The sequence below is a fragment of the Bifidobacterium sp. A11 genome (assembly GCF_000499185.1).
In the GTDB taxonomy this organism is placed as follows: domain Bacteria; phylum Actinomycetota; class Actinomycetes; order Actinomycetales; family Bifidobacteriaceae; genus Bombiscardovia; species Bombiscardovia mizhiensis.
This window is the reverse complement of record NZ_AWUO01000013.1, coordinates 22,247-45,726: the sequence shown is the minus strand read 5'-3', so window position 1 is coordinate 45,726 and position 23,480 is coordinate 22,247. Positions and strand designations below refer to the sequence as shown.

The 23,480-nt window shown below is 63.2% G+C and carries 18 protein-coding genes and 1 pseudogene; 3 read left to right on the top strand and 16 right to left on the bottom strand.

Annotation, left to right across the window (positions count from 1 at the left end; genetic code table 11):
* The 10 genes and pseudogenes from P273_RS09365 to P273_RS0108280 form a co-directional block, all read right to left on the bottom strand.
* Window positions 1–467 (bottom strand): annotated as a pseudogene (locus tag P273_RS09365) (hypothetical protein); the annotation flags it as partial.
* The gene (gene pyrF, locus P273_RS0108320) at window positions 464–1,525 is read right to left on the bottom strand and encodes an orotidine-5'-phosphate decarboxylase (protein WP_024627993.1); all 1,062 of its coding nucleotides are present in this window, start codon (window positions 1,523–1,525) and stop codon (window positions 464–466) included. The gene pyrF and the pseudogene P273_RS09365, both read right to left, overlap by 4 nt.
* Window positions 1,526–1,527: 2 nt before the next feature.
* On the bottom strand, window positions 1,528–2,907 hold the full coding sequence (locus P273_RS0108315) for a dihydroorotase (protein ID WP_024627992.1): 1,380 nt from the start codon (window positions 2,905–2,907) through the stop codon (window positions 1,528–1,530).
* Between the two features lies 1 nt (window position 2,908).
* Window positions 2,909–3,322, bottom strand: a complete 414-nt coding sequence (locus P273_RS0108310) for an aspartate carbamoyltransferase regulatory subunit (RefSeq protein WP_024627991.1) — start codon at window positions 3,320–3,322, stop codon at window positions 2,909–2,911.
* Window positions 3,319–4,326 (bottom strand): aspartate carbamoyltransferase, encoded by a 1,008-nt coding sequence (pyrB, locus tag P273_RS0108305; protein WP_024627990.1) that lies wholly within the window; start codon window positions 4,324–4,326, stop codon window positions 3,319–3,321. The genes P273_RS0108310 and pyrB overlap by 4 nt, the downstream gene beginning before the upstream one ends.
* 70 nt (window positions 4,327–4,396) lie before the next feature.
* The gene (locus tag P273_RS0108300; protein ID WP_024627989.1) at window positions 4,397–7,477 is read right to left on the bottom strand and encodes a bifunctional [glutamine synthetase] adenylyltransferase/[glutamine synthetase]-adenylyl-L-tyrosine phosphorylase; all 3,081 of its coding nucleotides are present in this window, start codon (window positions 7,475–7,477) and stop codon (window positions 4,397–4,399) included.
* Window positions 7,478–7,562: 85 nt separating this feature from the next.
* Entirely contained in the window at window positions 7,563–7,763 is a 201-nt protein-coding gene (locus tag P273_RS0108295) for a hypothetical protein (protein ID WP_024627988.1), read from the bottom strand.
* 85 nt (window positions 7,764–7,848) lie between these two features.
* Window positions 7,849–9,084, bottom strand: a complete 1,236-nt coding sequence (gene mmsB, locus P273_RS0108290) for a multiple monosaccharide ABC transporter permease (RefSeq protein ID WP_024627987.1) — start codon at window positions 9,082–9,084, stop codon at window positions 7,849–7,851.
* Window positions 9,081–10,637: a sugar ABC transporter ATP-binding protein gene (locus P273_RS0108285; protein WP_024627986.1), complete on the bottom strand. Its 1,557-nt coding sequence runs from the start codon at window positions 10,635–10,637 to the stop codon at window positions 9,081–9,083. The genes mmsB and P273_RS0108285 overlap by 4 nt, the downstream gene beginning before the upstream one ends.
* A gap of 77 nt (window positions 10,638–10,714) precedes the next feature.
* Window positions 10,715–11,869 carry a sugar-binding protein gene (locus P273_RS0108280; RefSeq protein ID WP_024627985.1) on the bottom strand — a complete coding sequence of 385 codons (1,155 nt, stop codon included), beginning with the start codon at window positions 11,867–11,869 and terminating at the stop codon, window positions 10,715–10,717.
* Between the two features lie 236 nt (window positions 11,870–12,105).
* Here P273_RS0108280 and P273_RS0108275 point away from each other — a divergent pair, with 236 nt between their 5' ends.
* From P273_RS0108275 to P273_RS0108265, 3 genes are read left to right on the top strand one after another with little or no spacing between them, the layout of a single operon-like run.
* Window positions 12,106–13,299 carry an ROK family transcriptional regulator gene (locus P273_RS0108275; protein WP_024627984.1) on the top strand — a complete coding sequence of 398 codons (1,194 nt, stop codon included), beginning with the start codon at window positions 12,106–12,108 and terminating at the stop codon, window positions 13,297–13,299.
* Window positions 13,300–13,314: 15 nt separating this feature from the next.
* Window positions 13,315–14,154, top strand: coding sequence for an ATP-binding cassette domain-containing protein (locus P273_RS0108270; protein WP_024627983.1), 840 nt, complete (start codon window positions 13,315–13,317; stop codon window positions 14,152–14,154).
* 16 nt (window positions 14,155–14,170) lie between these two features.
* The gene (locus P273_RS0108265; protein WP_024627982.1) at window positions 14,171–14,491 is read left to right on the top strand and encodes a hypothetical protein; all 321 of its coding nucleotides are present in this window, start codon (window positions 14,171–14,173) and stop codon (window positions 14,489–14,491) included.
* A gap of 56 nt (window positions 14,492–14,547) precedes the next feature.
* Here P273_RS0108265 and metF read toward each other — a convergent pair whose 3' ends face one another.
* From metF to P273_RS0108235, 6 genes are all read right to left on the bottom strand, one after another.
* Window positions 14,548–15,429: a methylenetetrahydrofolate reductase [NAD(P)H] gene (gene metF / locus P273_RS0108260; protein ID WP_024627981.1), complete on the bottom strand. Its 882-nt coding sequence runs from the start codon at window positions 15,427–15,429 to the stop codon at window positions 14,548–14,550.
* Window positions 15,422–17,758, bottom strand: a complete 2,337-nt coding sequence (metE, locus tag P273_RS0108255; protein ID WP_024627980.1) for a 5-methyltetrahydropteroyltriglutamate--homocysteine S-methyltransferase — start codon at window positions 17,756–17,758, stop codon at window positions 15,422–15,424. Before metE ends, metF begins: the two co-directional genes overlap by 8 nt.
* A 178-nt stretch (window positions 17,759–17,936) precedes the next feature.
* Window positions 17,937–18,497, bottom strand: a complete 561-nt coding sequence (locus P273_RS0108250; RefSeq protein WP_024627979.1) for a histidine phosphatase family protein — start codon at window positions 18,495–18,497, stop codon at window positions 17,937–17,939.
* Between the two features lie 81 nt (window positions 18,498–18,578).
* A complete protein-coding gene (locus tag P273_RS0108245; protein WP_024627978.1) occupies window positions 18,579–19,712 on the bottom strand; it encodes a tRNA (adenine-N1)-methyltransferase in 1,134 nt (377 codons plus the stop codon).
* A 6-nt stretch (window positions 19,713–19,718) separates the two neighbouring features.
* Entirely contained in the window at window positions 19,719–21,665 is a 1,947-nt protein-coding gene (locus tag P273_RS0108240; RefSeq protein WP_024627977.1) for an ABC transporter ATP-binding protein, read from the bottom strand.
* Window positions 21,666–23,429 carry an ABC transporter ATP-binding protein gene (locus tag P273_RS0108235; RefSeq protein ID WP_024627976.1) on the bottom strand — a complete coding sequence of 588 codons (1,764 nt, stop codon included), beginning with the start codon at window positions 23,427–23,429 and terminating at the stop codon, window positions 21,666–21,668.
* Between the last annotated feature and the right edge of the window lie 51 nt (window positions 23,430–23,480).

Sequence of the window (23,480 nt, the reverse complement as noted above, 5' to 3'; positions counted from 1 at the left end):
CTGTGGTGCGCACACCGGACCGGCCTTGCAGGCACTGGGCTGCGCGGATCAGGCGGGGGGACGCCCAGGCCGCCGCCCACCAGCAGATAGTCAGCCGGCTTCCCCAGGTCGAAGCCATGGCCCAGGGGCCCCAGCAGGTCCACAGCCATGCCTGGCTGCAGGCGGGAGAACTCATAGGTCCCCTGGCCCACGACGGCGAAGATGATCTCGATCTGCTCGCCCTCCAGGACCCGGCTGATGCCGAAGGGCCTGGGCATCATGGTCATGCGGTCGGCCGAGTAGAGGTTGATGAAGGCTCCTGCCGGAGCATGGGCTGCCAGGTAGGGGTCGCAGATGGTCATCCGCCAGACCTGCCGGTCCAACGGCTCCATGCCGGTGACCTGGGCCGTGCGGCGTCCGGGCATCCGGCCTGCCTGTTGGGCCTGCTCCTCCACCCGGCTGGTGGATATGAAGAGGTTGGGTTTCATCGGGCCTCCTTGATCGCCTGATTGAGATCGTCCTTCATAGCCTGCGCGGCTTGGCGGGCGTCGCGGGTGACCATGCCCAGGGCCGCCTGAACGCTGAGCTGCGGGCTGTAGTCCGGATCCTTCCGCCAGGCTGCGATGATCCCCCGGGAGGAATTGACCACAGCGCCGCCGCCGGACCGGTCGAACATGGGCGCAACGTCGGCCGCGGAACCGCCCTGGGCTCCATAGCCGGGGACCAGGAAGAAGGTGTGGGGCATGGCCTGACGCAGAAGGGCCCCGTCGTCGGGATGGGTGGCGCCGACCACGGCTCCAAGCCGGGAGTATCCTGATTCGCCGATGGAGGGCCGCCCCCAGGATTCGACCAATTCGCCCAGGCGCTGATAGATGGTGCCGCCGCCTGAGTCCGTATCCAGGCCCAGCTCCTGGATCTGGCTGCCCGAGGGGTTGGAGGTGCGCACCAGGGCGAAGAGGTCGCCTTGGATGTGCTCGGCCGCCTGCAGGAAGGGTTCCACCCCGTCGGAGCCCAGGTAGACGTTGATGGTCAGGGCATCCTCGTACCAGGGGAACCTCCCGCCTGTCCGGGCCGACCCGTCCACTGCCTGCCCCGGGGCGAAGGGCAGGGGAAGCCCGTCCAGGTGAGCGGCGTAGGCCTGAGCCGTGGAGCCGATGTCCCCGCGCTTGACATCCCCGATGACGTAGAGGCCGCGGTCGGCTGCCGCCCGGCAGGTGCCGGTGTAGGCCCTGATGCCCCAGGGTCCCAGGGCCTCGTACATGGCGATCTGGGGTTTGACTGCAGGCACCAGGTCGGCCACGCCCTCCAGGATGGCCAGGTTGAAGCGCAGATAGGCCCGGGCCAGGTGGTCCGCCCAGACGGCCTGAGCCTGTTCGCCCTGGGTCTGCTGCGGATCCTTGGGGTCCAGGCCCATCTGGGCCATGCTCCCGGCGGCGCGCTGCCGGGCCTGTTCGATCAGCTGGCTGGGCAGCAGTTCCGGTCGCGGATCCAGGCCGACCACGGTCGGATTCTGCTTGTCCTGGATGAGCGCGGTCAGTCGGTCCATGCTCAGATCCTTTCCCTGGTGATGACACGGCTTGCGGGCAGGCGGGAGAAGACCAGATGCCCATCCTTGATGGTGGCCATGATCCGTCCGGTCAGTTCCGCCCCGGCGAAGGGGGTGTTCCTCGCCTTGGAGTGGAAGCGGTTGGGATCAACCTTCCACTTGGCCTCAGGATCCAAGATGACCAAGTCGACGGGTGGCTGGCCAGCCTTATTGACCGTGTTGGCCATGTACGAGGGCAGGTCTTCGGGCAGGAACCGGTGCATGCCCATGAGCTCTGCTGGAGCTAAGGACATGAGCTCGATCAGGCGGTCATGGCTGATGAGCCCGCTTTTGACCAGGACCTGGTTGCAGACCGCGTAGGCAGTCTCAAGGCCGATGATGCCGTTGGGGGCATCCTTGAGCCCCAACGCCTTCTCAGCAAGAGTGTGGGGGGCGTGGTCGGTGGCGATCATGTCCACAGTGCCGTCGGCCACGGCCTCAAGGGCAGCCTGTTGGTCGGCGCGGGACCGCAGCGGAGGGTTCATCTTGGCCATGCTGCCGCAACGCAGCAGGTCCTCGTCACAGAGGGCCAGATAGTGGGGTGCGGTCTCGCAGGTGATCGGCAGACCATGGGCCTTGGCCCGGCGGACAGCTTCGAACCCGCCGGCGGTGCTGACATGTTGCAGATGCACCCTGGTGCCGGTGCGTTCTGCCAGGGCGATGTCCCGATTGATGATGGCGGTCTCGGTGGAGGCTGGAATCCCCTCCAGTCCTAGCTGGCGGCTGACAGCACCAAGGTTGACCTGACCGTGCTCGTGGTGTTCACAGTGGTCCAGGATGGGCAGATCGAATTCCCGGGCATTGGCGGCCACAGCCTCAAGGGCCTGATCGGCGACGGCCGAGCCGTCGTCACTGATGGCCACTACAGGGTGTGCCCATCCGTGGCCGGGCAGGTGCCCCGACCAGTCGTCTGGGTTTGAGGCCTGACGGCCTGCCCGGTCCTTGGTAGCAGCCACGCAGAGGGCATAGTCCACCGGCAGGCACAGCCCGTGGTCACGTTCATAGGATTCCAGGTATTCGATGACCGTGCGCCCGTCGGCCATCTTCGCCTGGCCGTCCATGGCGGGCTGGGTATTGGGCATGAGCAGTATCAGCCCGTAGCCTCCGGCCGCTGCGGCAGCTGCGCCGGTGACCATATCCTCTTTATCGGTCTGCCCAGGGTCGCGCAGGTGGACGTGGGGATCGACCAGGGCCGGAGCCAGTACCAGCCCCGAAGCGTCTATCTGATCCGCCCCTGCCGACATGGCACCGGTCTCGTCGATCAGCGCGCTTTCGACTGCCTGGGGAAGCACCAGATCGACCGCCCTGCCGCTGCGCCAATCAGTCAACCCCAGCAGCCGCATGTCAGTCTTCAGCCTTCTCGTCGCAGTAGTCGCAGCGGTAGACCCCGGCAGCGTCCAGGTGGAAGCGCTGGTCCACGCCGGTCTCCACCGTGGTCACACAACGGGGATTGACGCAGGTGATGACGTTGACCAGATGGCTGGGGCGGTCAGGCTGATGCTTGCTGACGATCCTGCCCTGCCGGACCACGTCGACGGTGGCCTCGGGGGCGATGAATCCCAGGGCGGTCAGATCCAGATCCCCGGTCTGCTCGATCTTGATGATGTCCTTGGACCCGTACTTGCGGCTGTCCGTGTTCATGATCAGGGCCAGCCGGGTCTGCGACGGATCCACGCGCAGGTAGTGCAAGACCTTCAGGGCTGTGCCCGCACGAACGTGGTCGATGATGATGCCGTCAACAATGCTGGTGACCTTCATGCGGCCACCTCCTTCTGCTTGCGGTAACCAGGCAGCTCGTCGCCCAGCAGGGCGCTCTCCAGGGCCATTCTGACCAGCATGCCGTTGCGGACCTGCTGGAAGTAGGCCGCCCGCGGATCATCGTCCACCTCCACGGCGATCTCGTTGACCCTGGGCAGCGGGTGGAGGATGGCCATGTCGGGGCGCGCGGACCGAAGCTTGTCGGCATTGAGAATGTAAGTGTCGCGCAGACGCAGGTAGTCGTCCTCGTTGAAGAAGCGCTCCTGCTGGACACGGGTCATGTAGAGCACGTCCAGGTCGCCAATGACCCCATTCAGGTCCCCGGTCTCACGGTAGGTGCAGTCGGCCGAGGAGCGGATTCGTTCCAGGACGTATTCGGGGGTGCGCAGCTCGTCGGGGCTGATCAGGACGAAGTCCACATGGCCCAGGCGGCAGAGGGTGGTGATCAGGGAGTGGACGGTGCGGCCGAAGGTCAGGTCCCCGCACAGACCGATGGTCAGGTGGTTCAACCGACCCTTGCGGGCGCGGATGGTGGCCAGGTCGGTCAGGGTCTGGGTCGGGTGCATGTGTCCACCGTCGCCGGCGTTGATGACCGGGACCGTGGCTGCCTGGGAGGCCACCAGAGCGGCCCCTTCTTTGGGGTGGCGGATGGCCACGATGTCGGCGTAGTTGGAGACCGTCTTCAGGGTGTCGCTGATGGACTCCCCCTTGGAGACGCTGGCCAGCTGGGCGCCGGCGAACCCGATGACCTGGCCGCCCAGACGGAGCATGGCCGTCTCGAAACTGAGCCGGGTGCGGGTGCTGGGTTCATAGAAGAGCGTAGCCAGGACCCGGCCGTCGCAGGTGTGGGCCACCTGGCGGCGATGGGTATCGATGTAGGCCGCCCGATCCAGCAGGTCCAGGATCTGGGTCATGGGAATGTCGTCGAGGGTTACCACACTTCGCCCACGAAGGGGAACGACGGCGGAAGAGGTGTTGGATGCGTGATCAACTTGTTGGGACAACGGCTCACCTTCCTCAAGGTGGCCACCTTATGTGACCTGAACAAGCATACGACCCCGGATGGACCCAGGGTCAGCCTCCGTAAAAGAGTCGTTCCATGACCTGCCTGCAGCGGCGCATGGCCGCCAGCAGCTCGTTGACAAAGTGCTGGCCTCGGTGGGCCGGGTAGCCCAGGCAGACCGCGATGCCTCCCAGAACCTGACCGTCATCAGGCAGGATGTCCGCCTGGGAAACACGTCCGGACCAGAGGAAGTTGGCGTTGCGGGCAGCCGTGCAAAGCACCCAGCTGCGGCGTAGGGCCTTGGCATCCTTGGTCTCGATAAGTCCCGCAGCCTCCAGGGCGTCCAGGGCTGTCAGCGTGCCGGTGACCTGCAGCTCAGGCAGATCGTGGGCATGACGCAGCTGGAGGAGCTGAACCGTCCACTCCACATCAGATAGCCCTCCCCGGCCCAGCTTCAGGTGCCGGTCCCGACGCACGCCGCGCGGCAACCGCTCAGCCTCCATCCGGGCCTTGAGCCGGCGAATCTGCCCCAGCTCCTCCTCGTTGGGCGGCTGCTGAGGGTAGCGCAGCGGATTGGCCGTACCCTCCAGAAAGGCCTTGGCCAGGTCCGCATTCCCGGCAGCGTATCTGGCCCGGATCAGGGCCTGATGTTCCCAGGTCTCGGACCATTCGCGGTAGTAGCGCTGGTAGGAGTCCAGGGAGCGCACCAGAGGACCCTGGCGTCCTTCGGGACGCAGGTCAAAGTCAAGGTCGATGCCGGGTTCCAGGCTGGCCCGTCCAGCCAGGACGGCCCGCAGGTCGGCGGTCACCCCACGTGCGAATTCGGCCGCCTGGTCCTGGTCGGCGCCTGAGGCAGGACGGTAGATCAGCATGATGTCGGCGTCCGAGTTGAAGTTGACCTCCCTGCCTCCGTACCGGCCCATGCCGATGACGGCCAGATCGGCTGGTGCGCTAGCCTGTCCCAGTCGGTGGTCCACAGCCCAGTCCAAGGCTGCATTGATGGCTGCATCGTAGACATCGGACATGCCCGCCAGACAGGCCTGCTGATCGTCCACACCGCTCATCCAGCCCAGTCCAATACGCTCGATCTCCTGGCGGCGCATGGCCCGCACTGCGGTGGCGAACTCCTCCAGCGAGTCCGCATGCCGTGTCCGATATGCTGCGGCGCGCTTGTCAAGGGTGGCCCGATCACGGGGGATCATGTCCTGGTCATGGCCCAGCCAGGTCACCGACTGGACGGACCGGGCCAGGGCGCCGGACAAATAGCGTGAATTGGACAGGACATGGCAGAGGCGGCGGGCGGCCGAGGTGGAGTCCCGCAGGAAGCCCAGGTAGGTGCTCTTGCCGCCGAAGTGCTCCTCAAGGGTTCGCCAGCCCAGGAGTCCCATGTCCGGATCCTGCCCCTCCCCCAGCCACTGGAGGACGGCGGGCATGAGGATCCGGTTGATGCGCGCCGATCGGGTGACCCCTGTGGTCAGGGCTGTGACGTGGCGAATGGCTGCATCGGGGTCGGCGAAGCCGATGGAGGCGAACCTGGCGCGGGCCGCCTGGGGGCGCAGGCTGACCTCGTCCTCATCCACCTGGGCGTTGATGGGCAGCATGGGACGGAAATAGATGGCCTGGTGAAGGTTGCGGACTTCGATTCTGGTGGCCTGGTATTGGGCCAGCATCTGGTCGGCGTGCAGACCGAAGGCCCGGGCCAGCCGCCTTAGATCGCGGTTGCTCTCCAGCTCCTCCAGGCTGGGCGGCCGCTGGCCGAGTATGCCTGAACGGGTGATTTTCGGGAAGAGGTGGGTGCGGCGCAGCTGCCACATCTGCAGGCGATGCTCCATGACCCGCTCGAAGCGATAGTCCTGGTCCAGCTGGTCGCCGTGCTTGCGTGAAATGTAGCCGCCGCGGGACAGGGCCTGCAGGGCATCCAGGGTGGCCGGACAACGCAGATCCGGGTCGCTGGAGCCATGGACCAGCTGGAGCATCTGGACGGTGAATTCCACATCCCGCAGTCCGCCCTGGCCCAGCTTGATTTCGCGCTCCTTGCGGTCCTCGGGTATCAGCCGCTCCACACGCTGGCGCATCCGCTGGCAGTCGTAGACGAAGTTGGGACGCTGGCAGGCACCCCAGACCAGGGGCTCGACCATGGCCGAATAGTCCTGTCCCAGGGCCTTGTCGCCAGCGACAGGACGGGCCTTGAGCAGGGCCTGGAATTCCCAGTTCTCAGCCCACTGGGCATAGTAGTCGGCGTAGGAGGCCAGACGGCGCACCAGGGGGCCGTCACGTCCCTCGGGCCGCAGGGCGGTATCGACCTTCCATAGCGGCGGCTCGGTCGATCCGGGAATGACCGCCTGGCAGACCCGCTGCAGGAGGACGGCCATGGCAGTGCCGACGGCAATAAGATCAGTCCCATTCGGGTCCGCCCCAGAAGCCGGCTCCACCAAGTACATGAGATCCGCATCGGACACGTAGTTGAGCTCCTGGGCGCCCAGCTTGCCCATGCCAATGACGGTCAGACGGCATGAATCCGCATTGGGGACCTGACGGCAGGCAATGCTCAGGGCCCCTTGGAGTGCGGCATCGGCCATGTCTGACAGGGCCCTGCTGATTGCTGGCTCCAGCTCCAGAGGGTCCTCAGCTGCCAGGTCTCGGGCCATGACTGCAGCCAGCTGCAGCCGGTATTCGAACCGCAGTGCATCGGCATACGCGGCCAGTGAAGGCGAGGATTCTGAATTCTTCTCCACCTTGTCCAAGGCGTCAAGGATCCGCCTCTGCCTGGTTTCCGCCGGGCAATCAGCCAGGTGGTCGGGGTCGAGGGCGGCCGCCTCTGCCAGCTCCGGCCGCGAGCGCATCAGTCGGCCCATGGCCTCCGAGGCCCCCAACACCCTGATCAGCGACTGGGCAGCCTCTTGGTTTTCCTGCGGGGATCCGGCCAGAAAGCCCGGCCGGGCTCCTTGCGGATACTGCTCCAGAATTCGTATCAGCCCCGCAAGGGCTTCGTCCGGATCACAGGCCTGGTCGAGACTCTGGACCAGGGTTTGCTCCAGAGCCTGGTCGTCCACCAGGCGGGCAAGCCGATCCAGCCGGACCCGGGCCTTGTCCAGGTCGTGCAGCCCAAGATGGATCAGGGTCGAAGTGGTCGGTTGCGCCGGATCTTCCATGACTCATCCCCTGCCTTTGCTTAAGGCTCCGCGACGACTCTGATGTCTGCGGAGCAGGTACAGGCATTATAGGGGTGACGGGTCGTCAGCCCTTGCGGCCCTCCCGAAAGGCGCAGACAGCGCAGTATACAGTGACGACGGCTAAGCACACGGAGAAGATCAGTGTGGGCCATGTCAGCAGGCTGCCGTCCCGCACAGCCTCAGCCAGGGATTGGACCAGCCAGATGGCGCAGGCTGCAGCAGTCAGGCCATACATCCGAGAACGAGCCTTGCCGGTGATACGCACGATTGTGCTCCTTTTTACCAATGTTCCAAAGATGGTTGATCGGCATGAGGGACGGCAAGTGCCCATCCCTCATGCCGATGATTGGTTAGCTCTTGCGGCGCTTGGACATGACGTCGATAGCCACGGCCAGCAGGAGCACCAGCCCCTTGATGGTCTTGACGATGGCCGTGTCCACGCCCATGATGGACAGTCCCTGGTTGATCACACCCATGACGAAGGCTCCGACGACCGCCCCGGGAATGGTGCCGATGCCGCCGGTGACAGCTGTGCCGCCGATGAAGCAGGATGCGATAGCGTCCATTTCGAACTCCATACCAGCTTGGGCGGTGGCCGAGGCCAGTCGTGAAAGCATGCAGATGGCCGCCACAGCGGACAGGAAGCCCATGTGGACGAATAGCGTGAAGTCCACCCGTTTGGCGTTGATGCCCGAGAGCACGGCAGCCTTGCGGTTGCCGCCCACTGCGTATACATGTCGGCCGAAGACGGTCCTGGTGAGGATGAAGTTGTAAATCAGGACCAATACGGCCACGATGACCAGCATTATGGGCGTCCCGCCCTGGTTCTCATTGCCGGAGGAGGCCAGCAGGTAGGTCACGAAGAGGATGACGACTGCGGCCACGATGATCTTGCCGGTCATCAAGGCCTTGGGCTCGGGAACCAGACCTACAGCCAGGGTCTTGCGGCGGCGGGCAATCTGCGACCATGCGTATGCCAGGATGCAGATCAGGCCCAGCACCACGGTCAGGCCGTCGAAGGGGCCCCACCATCCCAGGATGTTGGGCAGGTAGTCACGGGCGATCCCCCTGAACTGTGCGGAGGTGATAGGCACGGACTCGCCGACGATGACTGTGGCCAGACCACGGAAGATCAGCATGCCGGCCAGGGTGGTGATAAATCCTGGAATGCCGATGACGGCGACCCAGAAACCCTGCCAGATGCCGATCAGCAGACCTACGATCAAGGACAGGCCGATGGCCACGATCCAATTGACCCCCATATGTTCCATGAGGATGGCGCACACGCCTCCGATGAAGGCCACCAGCGAGCCCACCGACAAATCAATGTGGGTGGCGATAATGACCATGACCATGCCGATGGCCAGGATGATCACGTAGGCGTTCTGCTGGATCAGCGAGACGAAGCTGTTGGGTTTGAGCAGCACCCCCTTGGTCAGTATTTCGAAGACGACCACGATGACCACCAGGGCGCCGACGATGCCATACTGCCGGGCGTTGCTGGCCAGGGAGGCCAGAATGCCAGGTCCTGCCTGTTCTTGTTCCACCGCCTGGGCGGTGCTCTTGTTGCTGTTGGGCGAGCTCATCTGGCTGCCACTCCCTTCTTTTCCTGGGTCATGCCCTTCATCAGATACTCCTGCGAGAAGTCTCGGCGCTCCACGTCGTTGGTGATGACCCCCTGGCTGACCGTATAAATCCGGTCACAGATGCCGATCAGCTCGGGCAATTCAGAGGAGATGACCACCACAGCCTTGCCCTGGTCGACCAGCCGGTCGATGATCTCGTAGATCTCGTACTTGGCTCCCACATCAATGCCTCGGGTGGGCTCGTCCAGGATGAGCACATCAGGATCCGAGATCACCCACTTGGCCAGCACGACCTTTTGCTGGTTGCCGCCGGAAAGGGTGGAGACGGGCACATCGATGTTGCTGCACTTGATGTTGAAGTCCTTGCGGTACTCCTCCACCCGTGCCCTCTCCAGGTTCTCGTTCATGACTCCATGGCGGCTCATTTTCTTGAGCGAGGCCAAGGAGGCGTTTTCCCTGATGTTCTGCAGCAGGTTGAGTCCGAAGACCTTGCGGTCCTCAGTGGCGTAGGCCAGGCCCGAATCGATGGCCGACTGGACGTTCGGCAGCTCGACCTGACGGCCATGCATCTCGATTCTGCCGCTGATATGGCTGCCATAGGACCGCCCGAAGATGCTCATGGCCATCTCGGTGCGGCCCGCACCCATGAGTCCCGCCAATCCGACGATCTCACCCTGGTGAACCACCAGATTGGCATGATCGACCACGGTGCGTGAGGGATCCTGCGGATGGTGGACGGTCCAATCGCTGACCTTGAGCACCTCCTTGCCGATGTGCGGCACGTGCTCGGGATAGAGGTTGGTCAGCTCGCGGCCGACCATCTTCTGGATGAGCAGATCCTGATCCAGCGGGTGGTCTTGGTCGATTCGCATGCCGCCCACCGTGGAGCCATCCCGTAGAATGGTCACCCCATCCGCAATCTGCCCCACCTCGCCCAGCTTGTGGGTGATGAGGATGCTGGTCACTCCCTGCTGGTCACGCAGCTGTCTGACCAGATCCAGCAGATGATCGGAATCATCGTCGTTCAAGGCGGCTGTGGGCTCATCCAGAATCAGCAGCCTGACGTGCTTGGACAGCGCCTTGGCGATCTCCACCAGCTGCTGCTTGCCCACTCCAAGATCCATGACCCTGGTGTCGGGTTTCTCGTCCAGCCCCACACGCTCCAACAGACGCGAGGCCTTGGCCCTGGTCGTGTCCCAGTCCATGACGCCATTGTGGGCCTGCTCATTGCCCAGGAAGATGTTCTCGGCAATGGATAGGAAAGGGCTCAGCGCCAGCTCCTGGTGGATGATGACGATGCCGTCGTCCTCCGAATCATTGATGGTCCGGTAGCGGCAGGGCTTGCCGTCGAACAGGATTTCGCCGGTATAGCTGCCGTGAGGGTAGACCCCGGACAGCACATTCATCAGGGTTGACTTGCCGGCCCCGTTTTCCCCGCAGATGGCATGGATTTCGCCCTTGCGCACGTCCATGTCCACATTGGACAGGGCCTTGACCGGACCGAAGGTCTTGGTGATTCCCTGCATTCGCAACAAGATGTCCTCGTCGGACATGCTTTCACCTCCTGTGCGCCGACCGTCCCTCCCCTTGACCGGAAGCGGGACGGTCCGGCGCGACTGTGATGCCAACCTCACTTGGTCAGCTGATCGAATCGTGCCTGGGTCAGGTAGTTCGCCTTGACCAGATCGGTCAGGTTGTCCTTGGTGATGGCCTTGGGATCCAGCAGCTTCGAGGGCACCTTGATGCTGTTGTTGTCAAAGGTGCCGTTGATGCCGGTAACCTTCTTGCCCTGGGCAATTTCGATGATCATGTCGTAGACGGCCTCGGCCAGCTTGTTGACGTCCTTGAAGACGGTCTGACCCTGCAGTCCCTTGGAGATGTTGGCCACGGAGATCTCCATGGCGTCCTGTCCGGTGATCTTGGGCCAGCTGTCAGTATTGGGCTGGATGTCGGGCCTCTTGGACTGGATGGCGTTGATGACCCCCTGGCTGATGCCATCATAGGGGCTCAGCACGGCATCCAAACGCTCGCCGTGGGCGTAGGTGGAATCGAGAATGGACTCCATATCCTTCTGAGCCTGTTCGGTCTTCCAGGACTGGACCGAGATCTTCTGCCAGTCGGAGAGTTTGAAGTCCTTGGTCACGCCGCCGCCATGCTGGGAGGGACTGACCAGAACGCCCGACTTGAAGTAGGGCTGCAGCAGCTCCCAGGCGCCCTTGAAGAAGTACTTGGCGTTGTTGTCATCGGGAGAACCGGTGAAGAGCTCAATATTGAATGGACCCTTGGCTCCGTTTTTGAGTCCCAGCTGGTCGATCAGCCAGTTGGCTTCCAGCACGCCGGTGCGCTCAAGCTGGAATGTCGCATAGTAGTCAACTGCCTTGGTGTTCATGATCAGCCGGTCATAGGCGATGACCTTGGCCCCGGCATCCTTGGCCTTCTCGACAGCAGGCCCCACGGCGGTGCCATCCTTGGAGGCCACCACCACGATCTTGGCGCCCTTGTTGACCATGTTCTCGATGTCGGCGTTTTGCTGGGCGGGCTTGTCATCCGCGAAGGAGAGCACTACCTTGTAGCCGGCCTTCTCCAGTTTGGTCTTCAGATTGTTGCCGTCCTTGTTCCAACGCTCCTCGGACTTGGTGGGCATGGACACACCGATGGTGGCTCCTTTGCTGATCGCCCCTCCCTCCTGGGAGGAACTGGAGGCACGTGATCCGCCGCAGGCGCCCAGTCCGGTCAGCATGGCGACGCCAATGACTGCCGCCATGGTTCGTTGCATCATCTTCATGAAGACTCCTTCATCTTTGAATTCTCTGGCAGGCATCTCCGTCTGCCTGGGCCCCTTCATTGCAGGCCCAGTGGTCAGCATACCCAATTGCGTTAACTTTATCAACTCAATAAAGCTGATTATCTATTTATCTGTTTCGTACATGAACTTAATAATTCGCTCGAACTTTTTACTTTCACCGGCCCAAGGGGTGCACTGGGCGGGGGCAAGCCACGATCTTGGCTACACTGGAACCTATGGCACATCGATTGTTCGGTTCACAGTCCTCACTGCGCGAGGCCAACCGTGCCCTCCTGCTGGATACGATCCGAAGATTCGGCGCCATGACCCAGATCGAATTGGCTGAAAATACCGGGCTCTCAACAGCGACTGTCTCCAACCTGGTACGTCAGATGGGCGATCAGGGACTTCTGGAGACATCCTCCACCACCAGAAACGGCCGTCGCGCCACCCTGGTCATGCTGGCCCGCCGCAAGGGCCTCGGGGTCGGGCTCTACATCGGCCGTCACGAGATGCGGCTGGAAGTGGTCGATGCCAGCCATGCCATCCTGGCAGAGCATGATATGGCCCTGCCACGGCAGCACAAGCCGGACACTACCCTGGAACGGGCCATGATCCTGATCAAGGAGACGCTGACTTCCATTGGTGCCCAACCGGATGAGCTTGTCGGTATAGGCCTGGCCATGGGAGCCCCTGTGGACTGCAGGACTCACCAGCTGGCCATTCCCGGCATCCTGCGAGGCTGGGACAAGGAGGATCTGATAGGCACCTTCCACGAGGCCTTCCAGGTGCCGGTCCAAGTGGACAACGACGCCAACTTCGCGGCCATGGCCGAATTGAGAATGGGCGTGGCGGTCGGCAGACGCAACTTCGTCTACATCCACGCCAACGACGGTGTGGGCTCTGGGATCGTCATCAACGGCGAGGTCTGGCGGGGCACCACCGGGCTTGCGGGCGAGATCGGCCATGTTCAGGTGGATCCCCTGGGCGATATCTGCATCTGCGGCAACCGTGGGTGCCTGAATACGGTGGTGGATGAGAACCGCTTGGTCTCCTTGCTGAGCGTGACCCATGGGAACATGACCCTGGAGGATCTGGTGGCCAATGCCGTCAAGGGGGACCCCGGCTGCCGGCGGATCGTAGGCGACGCCGCCATCCGCATCGGCAATGTAGTGGCTGATCTCTGCAACGCCGTGGATCCCGAGGTAGTGGTCCTGGGAGGCATCCTGAGCACAACAGAAGACGTGTTTCTGGAGCCCCTTCGTGAGACTCTCCAGCGCATGCTTTTCCCCGACGCCATGGTCCCCATGGAGGTGCTCCCTGCCCGCTATCCGATTACCGGATCGGCTCTGGGGGCGGCTATGATGGCTGTCGATAGCGTCAACGAACACATTGATGTGTCCACAGAATCCGCGGGTCGATCATCGTAGAGGAGGTGACCTGGATTGCATGAAACCACTGTCTTGATGCAGATGGACGACCTCTGCATCAGGTTCGGGTTCGTTGAGGCCCTCAAACATGTAAGCCTGGACATTCGCCAACATGAGGTGCTTGCCGTCGTGGGCGACAATGGTGCAGGCAAGTCCACCCTGGTCAGGATTTTGTCAGGCCTGATCCGACCCGATCGGGGTACGCTGATCTGGAAGGGCCGACCAACCAACATTCCCTCGATCAGAGTCGCCAATCAGTTGGGCATCGCTGCCGTCTTCCAAGGCCAGGACTTCTGCGACAACCTGGACGTCTCCTCCAACCTCTTCCTGGGCAAGGAACTGCGTGATCGTCACCATCGTCGTGATGACGAAGCCATGCGTCGGCGTACTCGTCAGGTCCTGCAGTCGCTGTCCTCCCCCATCCGAGTAGGCCAACCCATGGCAACCCTCTCCCTGGGACAAAAACAGACCGTCTCAATCGCCAGAACCTTGCTGGACAATCCCGAGTTGATCCTCATGGACGAGCCGACGGCCTCCTTATCGGTCATGCAGTCCGCCGAGGTGCTCAATTACATCAAGCGCATGCGTTCCGAAGGCCGCAGCATTCTCATGGTCTGCCACGATCTGCCGGATGTCTTCGCGGTTTCCGACCGCATAGCAGTCATGCGCCAGGGTCGGCTGGTGGGCGTCCTGCCTACGGCCAAGACCACCTATGAGACCGTAATAGCGCTAATTTCAGGCATTGATCCCGAGGATGTCATCCAGGACCAGGAACAACTGGATGCCATGGCCAGAGCCAACGCCCGCGTCCACGCTCTGCGCGGCACCAGAAAGATCCTGCCTGAGCAATCATGAACGAAGGAACCCTAGAATGCAGCTGACCGATATCCTCCTGACCATTGCCTGCGCCCTGGTAGGGCTGGCGGTGGGACTGATCTACGGATTTCTGCCAAAGAAAAACGACCGGCTGACCGACTCGCAGCAACGCTGGACACCGATCCTATCCCTGATCGGAGTCGGCCTGGTGGTCGTTCTCATTCTGCTGGGACGTGACCTGGCCTCCTGGGTAACCATCGGAGGGATGATCCTTGGTCTGCTGATTGGCATGATACCGCCGCTGAACAGAGCTGCACTCAAGGTCTGGCCATGGTTGAGGCCCCGCACCGACAATCAAGGCCGAAAGCGTCGCTGAAAGCTGGCGATCATGCTATTGCGGTCATCGGTGCGGGGCATTCCCTTTTTATGCGATCATTTCTGGTTGCCGACCGGCTCCTCCTTGGCGCCCACCTGCCGGAAGAGGTGACGGACGTTGTGCCAGATGCGCCTGGTGACGCCAGAATGATTCATGGAGTACAGGTGGATGCCATCCACCCCGTGCGCCACCAGGTCGGCGATCTGCTGTGAGGCGTAGATGATGCCCGCCTCGCGCAAGCTTGCCCGGTCGTCACCCCAGCGCTCCAGGATGGACTCAACCGCCGCCGGGATCCGAGCCTTGCAGACCTCGCTCATGTGCCGTACCTGGCCCTCGTTGGTGATGGGCATGATGCCGGCCTCAATGGGCACCTGGATGCCGGCTGCCCGGGCCCGGTCCAGGAAGTCCAGAAAATCGGCGTTGTCGTAGAAGAGCTGCGAAACCAGATGATCCACGCCGGAATCCACCTTGATTTTCAGATTCTCGATGTCCTCCTCAGGCGAGGCGGCCTCCGGGTGAGTCTCCGGATAACAGGCTCCGTATATCGACAGGTTGGGCCGACGGGAACGGATGTAGGCGGCCAGGTCGCTGGCATGGTCGAAGACTCCGGCAGGCTCGCGCCCCTCCACGCTGTCGCCGCGCAGGGCCAGCACCGCTGCCACCCCTGCGTCATCGAACATGTCCAGGGCCTGGTCGATCACCTCGTGGTCCGCGTACTGGGCGGTCAAGTGCGCCACGGCAGGGATGCCGTACTCGGTATGGATGGTCTTGGCTATGCGGGCCGTGGCCGTACGGTCTGAGCGCCGGCCGGTCCCGTAGGTCACCGAGATGAAGTCGGGCATCAGCCCTTCCAGACCATCCAGGGTGTCATAGATGGTGCCCACCGGGGCATCGCGCTTGGGGGGAAAGACCTCCAGGGAAAAGATAGGCTCATGCATGATCCGACTCCTGACTGGACGATAGCTCCGCGCGCACCTGCTGTGCGGCGGCCACCATGTGCTCCAGACTGGGCCAGGTCTCCTTGTCGCCTCGGGTCTTCAATCCGCAGTCGGGGTTGATCCAGACCTTGGCCGCGTCCAGCTTCTGCAGGATGGCGTGGATCCGGTCCACGATCTCCTCGGTTGAGGGGATGCGCGGCGAGTGGATGTCGTAGACTCCGGGGCCTGCCTCGGTCTCGAACTTGGCCTCCTGAATGGCATCCAGGACGGTCAGATCGGAGCGGGAGGCTTCGAAGGAGATCACATCGGCGTCCATGGCATCAATGTCCTTGATGATGTCATTGAACTCCGAGTAGCACATGTGGGTGTGAATTTGGGTAGTGGGTTTGACGCCGGAATGGACCAGCCGGAAGGCGGGGATGGCCCAGTCCAGGTATCGGCTGTGCCAGTCGGAGCGCCGCAGCGGCAGCTTCTCGCGCAGGGCGGCCTCGTCGATCTGGATGATGCGGATGCCTGCGGCCTCCAGGTCCAGGACCTCGTCACGGATGGCCAGGGCCAGCTGGCGGGTCTGCTGCTCGTGATCGATGTCCTCGCGGGGCCAGGACCAGTTGAGAATGGTCACCGGACCGGTCAGCATCCCCTTGACCACATGGTTGGTGCGGGACTGGGCGTATGAGGACCAGCGCACGGTGATGGGCCGGGCACGGGAGATGTCACCCCAGACGATGGGAGGCTTGACGCAGCGGGTGCCATAGGACTGGACCCAGGCATTCCGGGTGAACAGGTAGCCCTTGAGGTTCTGGCCGAAGTACTCGACCATGTCGTTGCGCTCGAACTCGCCATGGACCAGAACATCCAGACCGATCTGTTCCTGGTGGTCGATGACCTGGTCGATCTTGCGGGCGATGAAGTTGTCGTAGTCCTCCTGGCTGATTTCCTTCTTGCGTAGGCGGGCCCGCTCGGCGCGGACCTCGCCGGTCTGGGGGAAGGAGCCGATGGTGGTGGTGGGCAGCAGGGGCAGACCCAGCTCCTGGGCCTGGATCCTCTGGCGCTCGGGCCGGGCCGGGGTGCGGACAAAGTCCTCGTCCTTCAGGCCGGCCAGGCGCTGCTGCACCTGCGGGTCAGGCTGGACGCGGCTGCCGTCGAAGAGCTTCTGGTTGTCGGCAAGGGCCTTGCTGGAGCGGCGCTGATCCTCGTCGGCATCGGCCAGCTGGGCCAGGTCGTGCAGCTCGCCCAGCTTCTCCAGGGCAAAGGCGAAGTGGGGCCGCACGGTGTCGGCATCCAGCCCGTCCTCGTCGGCCACGGTGTAGGGCACGTGCAGGAGGGAACATGCGGTGGACACCACCACGTTCGAGGTCACCTGGTGCAGGGCATCCAGGAGGCCCAGGCTGACCGCATAGTCGTTGCGCCAGATGTTGCGGCCGTTGACCAGGCCGGCGAAGATGGTGGTTCCCTCCGGCACGCCGTGCTCCTTGAGGGCCGCCAGATTCTCATCCCTGCCCTCGATCAGATCCAGGCCGATGCCGTCGAAGCCCAGGTCAGCCAGCCGGTCATAGCAGTCGCCCACATGGCCGAAGTAGGTGTTGAGCAGGATACGGACCTTGCCCTGATCGCTCTGGCGGGCCTTGAGAATGGGCTGGTAGAGGGTTTCGAAGAGGTCCAGGTCGCCCGGTTCCTTGTCCAGGACCAGATAGGGCTCGTCCAGCTGTACCCAGTCGGCGCCCAGGCCAATGAACCGCTCCAGAATGGTTGCGTAGGCTTTGGCCAGGTCCTGCACCAGTGCCGGATCGAGATCCAGCAGCTCGCCCTGGGGGCCGCGTGCCAGCTTGAGGAAGGTATAGGGGCCGATCAGCACCGGCTTGGCGGCGATGCCCTGTTCGCGCGCCTCCTGGAACTCCTTGAAGGGCTTATCGCCTTCCAGAGCGATTTTGGTGTCCTGATCGATCTCGGGCACCAGGTAGTGGTAGTTGGTGGTGAACCACTTCTTCATGGGCAGGGCGGTCACGTCACCCTGCTCCCCCTGGTAGCCGCGGCCCATCGCGAAGAGGGTATCCTCGGGACCCAGGCCCAGCTTCCGATAGCGCTCTGGCACGACGCCCAGGAGGATGGAGGTATCCAGGACCTGGTCGTAGTAGCTGAAATCATTGACGGGAATTAGGTCGACGCCTGCCTGCTGCTGAAGCTGCCAGTGCCTGGCCCGCAGATCAGCGGCTGTGCGCCGAACCTCGTCCAGATTCCGTTCGCCCTTCCAATAGCCCTCGATGGCCCTCTTGAGTTCGCGGTGCGCGCCGATGCGCGGGAATCCGGACACGGATGTAATCGCTGCCATGAAACCTCCCAGTTTCGTCCTGATGTCTTTGGTCAGCCTATCAGCGGCGGGGGGAGGCGGGTAATTGGTGCAAATAAGGTGTCGCCATAACCTGAATCGATAACGACAGGACGGCTGGCAGGTGACCGATGCTCACTGAGACTGCCTGCATAAGATTGACTTAGGCTTGTTCCGCCGGTCAGTCCTCCAGATCCTGGGGGCCCAGAATGCCAAGCAAACGGGCCTGATGGGTTCCCCAGTCGGTCAATGGCCGCTCGGAGCCCAGCACGACCATAGTGGCCGGCGGCAGTCCAAGATTGAGCAGGTCCAAAAGGTCAGGATCGGAGTTGTCCTCGGCCAGCCACTGTGAGCAGATAGACACGGTGGGCTCATGCCCTAGGATGAGGACCCGGCGGTCACGGTCCTCAGTCTGCGCCAGCTGGTCGAAGACCGCCTGCATGCCGGACTCATAGAGGGATTCCCGGTAATCGACCCGGGGTCCGTCGCCCAGGGGTTTGAGCATGCCGTCCAGGGTCTGACGGGCCCGGGGCGCACCCGAGCAGATGATACGGTCGGGCACCAGGCCCAAAGCGGTCAATCCACGGCCCATGATCCGGGCCTGTTTCTGGCCACGGTCGGTCAGCTGGCGGCTGCGATCGCCCTGTGACCCCTGGCGTTCCGTCTTGGCATGACGCATGAGCATGAGGGTTCGGCTGCACCTGCGCAGTTCCTCGGCCTTCAGACCTTTTCGCAAACCCATGCCATGCTTCCTTTCCCGAAGTTCCTATCAGGCGTCTTTTCCATTATGACAGAGCCGGGTGAAAGTGAGGGTCATGGGCGATCAGCCTTCTTGCTCCTTGCCGTCTTCCAGAGTGCGCACCTGATGGTCCAGATCACGCAACACCTTGCGTAGCTTGCGATCGGAGACCCGGCGCAACTCCAAATCCTCGAGGTCCTCCAGGTCTTCCTTTTCGCGCTCGCGATTTGAGCCGCTGATCTTGGCGGGCCGCCGGCCCTGATCCACATCGGTCTGGTAGTCCTTGGTAGCCCGGATATGCTTGCGCAGAGCCTGTTGGCCGGGAGCCATGGCCCTGCTGGTCAAGAGGAAGCCGGTGTGCCCTATCATCTCATGCTCGGGTCGGACCGCCAGACCGTCGGCCTTCCAGGAACGCTCCAGGCTCTCCATGATCTCGGGTTCGGTCCACCGACCGTCGGCACGTAGGGCCTCGGCCAGTCGGCTGAGCTGGGTGGTGGTGGTCACGTAGGCGGTCAGCACGCCGCCGGGGGCCATGACCCGGTAGGCCTGATCCAAACGGTTCCACGGGTCCAGCATGTCCAGAACAATACGGTCGAATTCGTCCTCGGGCAGATCGCCCGCAACGGTGTCGAAATCGCCGGTACGCAGGTCCCACTGGGCAGGGCGCTGCCCAAAGAATACGGTGGCGTTGCCCATGGCCACCCTGGCGAACTCCTCCCGCCGCTCGATGCTGGTCAGTTTTCCTTCGGTGCCGATGGCATCCAGAAGCCCCAGGCTCATGGCCCCTGAACCGGCTCCCGACTCCAGAACCCTCATGCCGGGACGGATGTCGCCCAGAAGGATGACCCGGGCCACATCCTTGGGGTACATGATCTGGGCGCCGCGCGGCATGGAGAGAATATAGTCCTCAAGCCGTGGACGCATGACGGTAAAGGCCCATCCTCCGATGCCTCGCGAGGACTTCCAGGGCTTGGCTCTGTCATGCTCACCTGTGTCGGTGTCGGCATCCTGCTTGTGACGCATCTGCCGCCACTTGTCGGCCGAGATGGTCACCACCACGGACCCCTCGGGCAGACCGATCATGGCCTCGTGCGGCAGGAGACCGTGGTCGGTCTGGGTCAGGCCACCAGGTTCCAGCATGACCGTCAGCTTGCGGCCACGCCGGTCGGTCAGCTGGACCCGCTCCCCTACACTCAGCGGACCGCGTCTTAGGCTCATGCCTCCTCAGCCCTCCTCGCCCTTGGTGAACTGGGAGTTGTAGAGGGAGGCATAGGCCCCGCCGCGCTCCAACAGCTGGTCGTGGGTGCCCTGTTCGACTACCGAGCCGTGGTTGACCACCAGGATCAGGTCGGCATCACGGATGGTGGACAGCCTGTGGGCGATGACGAAGGAGGTCCTGCCCTTGCGCAGGGTGTTCATGGCCTGCTGAACCAGCAGCTCGGTCCTGGTATCCACCGAGGATGTGGCCTCGTCCAGGATCAGGATGTCTGGGTCGGACAGGAAGGCCCGGCAGATGGTCATCAGCTGGCGTTCGCCCTGGCTGAGTTCGCTGCTGTCCTCATTGAGGACGGTATCGTAGCCCTGGGGCAGCTTGCGGATGAACTCGTCCACGTGGGTGGCCTTGGCGCCATCGATCATGGTCTGCTCGGGGATGGTCTGCCCCTCGTCCAGCCCGTAGAGCAGGTTGTCGCGGACGGTCCCGTCAAAGAGCCAGGTGTCCTGCAGGACCATGCCGAAGTGGCTGCGCAGGTCGTGACGGGTCACCCTGGAGGTGTCCACGCCGTCGATGGTGATGCGTCCGCCCTGGATCTCGTAGAAGCGCATGAGCAGGTTGACCAGGGTGGTCTTGCCCGCCCCGGTGGGCCCGACGATGGCGATGGTCTGCCCGGGCTTGGCCTCGATGGACAGGTCCTTGATCAGCGGCTCGGCCGGATCGTAGGAGAAGCGGACGTGGTCGAAGCGGACATGGCCCTCGACCTTGCCTCCGGTCTCCTGACCCAGATGGTCGGGATGCTCGATGTCCGGGACCTCTTCGGCCTCGTCCAGGAAGTCGAAGACCCTGCGGCAGGAGGCCAGGGAGGACTGGAGCATGGTGCCCATGGAGGCCAGCTGACCGATGGGCTGGGAGGCCTGACGGGTGTACTGGGTGAAGGCCTGCAGACCGCCCAGGCTCATGCTGCCGTTGAGCACGTGTACGCCGCCGATGATGACCACGATCACGAAGCTCAGGTTGCCGAAGAAGGTTGACATGGGCGTGACCAGAGCGGAGAAGAAGGAGGCCTTGAAGCTGGCCTGGTAGAGCTCCTGGTTGCGCTCCTCGAACTCTTCCTCGGCCTTGCGCTGGTGGCCGAAGGCCCGGACCACCATGTGGCCGGAGAACATTTCCTCCACGTGGCTGTTGACCTGGCCGGTGCGGATCCACTGCCGGGTGAACTGCGGCTGGGTCTTCTTGAGGATGATGCCCGCGCACAGGGCCATGACCGGGATGATGATGAAGGCGATCAGGGTCAGCAGGGGCGAGATGGTCAGCATCATGATGAAGGCGCCGATGATGGAGAAGACCGAGAAGAGCAGCTCGCCCAGGATCTGCTGCAGGGTGCCCGAGATGTTGTCGATGTCGTTGGTGGTCCGGCTCATGACCTCGCCGCGCGGGGTCCGGTCGAAGTACTGCAGGGGCAGCCGGTCCAGCTTGTCCTCGATCTGCCTGCGCATGGTATAGACCGCGTCGGAGACCAACCGGGTCATCAGGAAGTTCTGCACCAGCCTGACCAGGATGGAGATCAGGTAGATGCCGATGACGAACATGAGGATGGTGCCGAAGCGTCCCCAGTCGATGCCCACGCCAACCTGGACGTTCATGGAGTCGATCATCCGGGCGAACTTGTCCTGGCCGCGGGATTGCAGGTAGGTGACCACAGCCTGCTTGGGGGTGCCGGGCTTGGCGCCCATCTTGACCAGCATGGATCCCAGCAGCCCCTCGAAGAGGACGTTGGTGGCCTCGCCCATGACCTTGGGTCCGATGACGATCATGGCCACGGCGATCATGCCGGAGAGGACCATGACGATGACCCTCCAGGGGCTGGCCAGCAGATAGTGGACCAGCCGGCCCACGGTGTGACGGCGGCCGCCCACGGCCTGCGAGTCTGTATTTACGCTCAAGTTCTTAGCCATCTACTCGGCCCTCCCCTCGTCAATGCTGAGCTCTTCCACGTCGGGACCCTGCCCGCCCTGGGACTGGACAATTTCCTGGTAGGTTGGGCAGTCCTCCATAAGCTGGTCGTGGGTACCCCGGCCGACGATGCGGCCTCGATCCAGGACCAGAATCTGGTCGGCCTGGCGTATGGACGCCGCCCTCTGGGCCACCACGATCTGGGTGGCCTGGCGGGTGACCGGCACCAGGGCCTCGTGCAGGGCCCGGTCGGTGGTCATATCCAAGGCAGAGAAAGAGTCGTCGAAGGTGTAGATGCGGGGGTTGCGCAGGATGGCCCTGGCCATGCAGAGCCGCTGCTTCTGCCCGCCAGAGAAGTTGGTGCCGCCCTCAGCCACGCGAGCGTCCAAGCCCTCGGGGATCTCACGGACGAAGTCCTCGGCCTGGGCGATGCGCAGGGCTTCCCAGATGCGGTCGTCGTCAGCGTCTGGGTCCCCGTACTGCATGTTGTCACGGATGGTGCCGGTGAAGAGGGTGGCCTTCTGCGGGACCGGCCCGAAGATCAGGGCCAGCTGGTCGGGGTCGTACTCACGCACGTCGTGCCCATCCACCAGGACCTGGCCGTCGGTGACGTCGAACATGCGGTTGGCCAGCCGGATGATGGTGGACTTGCCGGATCCCGTGGCCCCGATGATGGCCGTGGTCGTTCCCGGCCGGGCAGTGAAGGAGATGTCAGAAAGAACCGGGTCCTGGGCGCCCGGGTAGCTGAAGTCCACATGCTTGAACTCCAGAAGCCCCTGGGGGTGCTCGTTGCGGTAGGGGTGCTCGGGTGCGGCGATCTCGCTGGTGGCCTCCAGGACCTCGTTGATCCTTCGGGCGGCCACAGCGGCCCTGGGCAGCATGACCGACATCATGGCGGCCATCATCAGGCCCGACAGGATGATCATCAGGTACTGGATGAAGGCCTGCAGGGCACCAATCTGCATGGCCCCGGAATCGATGCGGCGGCCGCCGAACCACATGATGGCCACGTTGGACATGTTCAGCAGGAACCACATGAGCGGCACCATCATGCTCATCAGCCGGCCGGTGGAAATCAGGACGCCGTAGACGTCGCGGTTGGCCTTGTCGAAGCGGGCGGCCTCGGTCTTCTCGCGGACAAAGGCGCGGATGACCCGCACGCCGGAGATCTGCTCGCGGACCAGTCGGTTGACGGAGTCCAGCATGTTCTGCAGGCGGGTGAACAGGGGTCCCATCCTGCCCATGAGCACCAGGGCCACCAGGAGGATCAGGGGCACGATGACCGCCAGGGACCAGGTCAGTGGGCCGTCCTGGCGCAGGGCCAGAATCAGTCCGCCGATCAGCATGACCGGGGCCTGCAGGATGATCATCAGGGTCTGCATGGTGGTCATCTGCATCTGTTGGACGTCGTTGGTGGTGCGGGTGATCAGGGAACCGGCCGAGAAGCGCTCGATCTCGTTGAGGCTGAAGCCCTCCACCGAGGCGAACAGGTCCCTGCGCAGCTCGTATCCCATCCTCATGGCCAGCCGGGTGGCGCAGTAGACGGCGACTATGTTGGCCACGATCTGGATGGCGGTGATCCCCATCATCTGCCAGCCGATCCGGTAAATGGCATCCTGGTCGCCTACGGCCACGCCCTTGTCGATGATGTCCGCCTGCAGGTTGGGCAGGTAGAGGTTCAAGGCCGTCTGCGCCACCTGAAAGAGCACCAGAACGGCCACCTGGAGCCAGTAAGGCCGCAGGTAGCGAGTCCATATCTTGATCACGTCAACATCCTTCACGCATACAGGTCTGCCACGGTCCCCGGGCAGACAAAC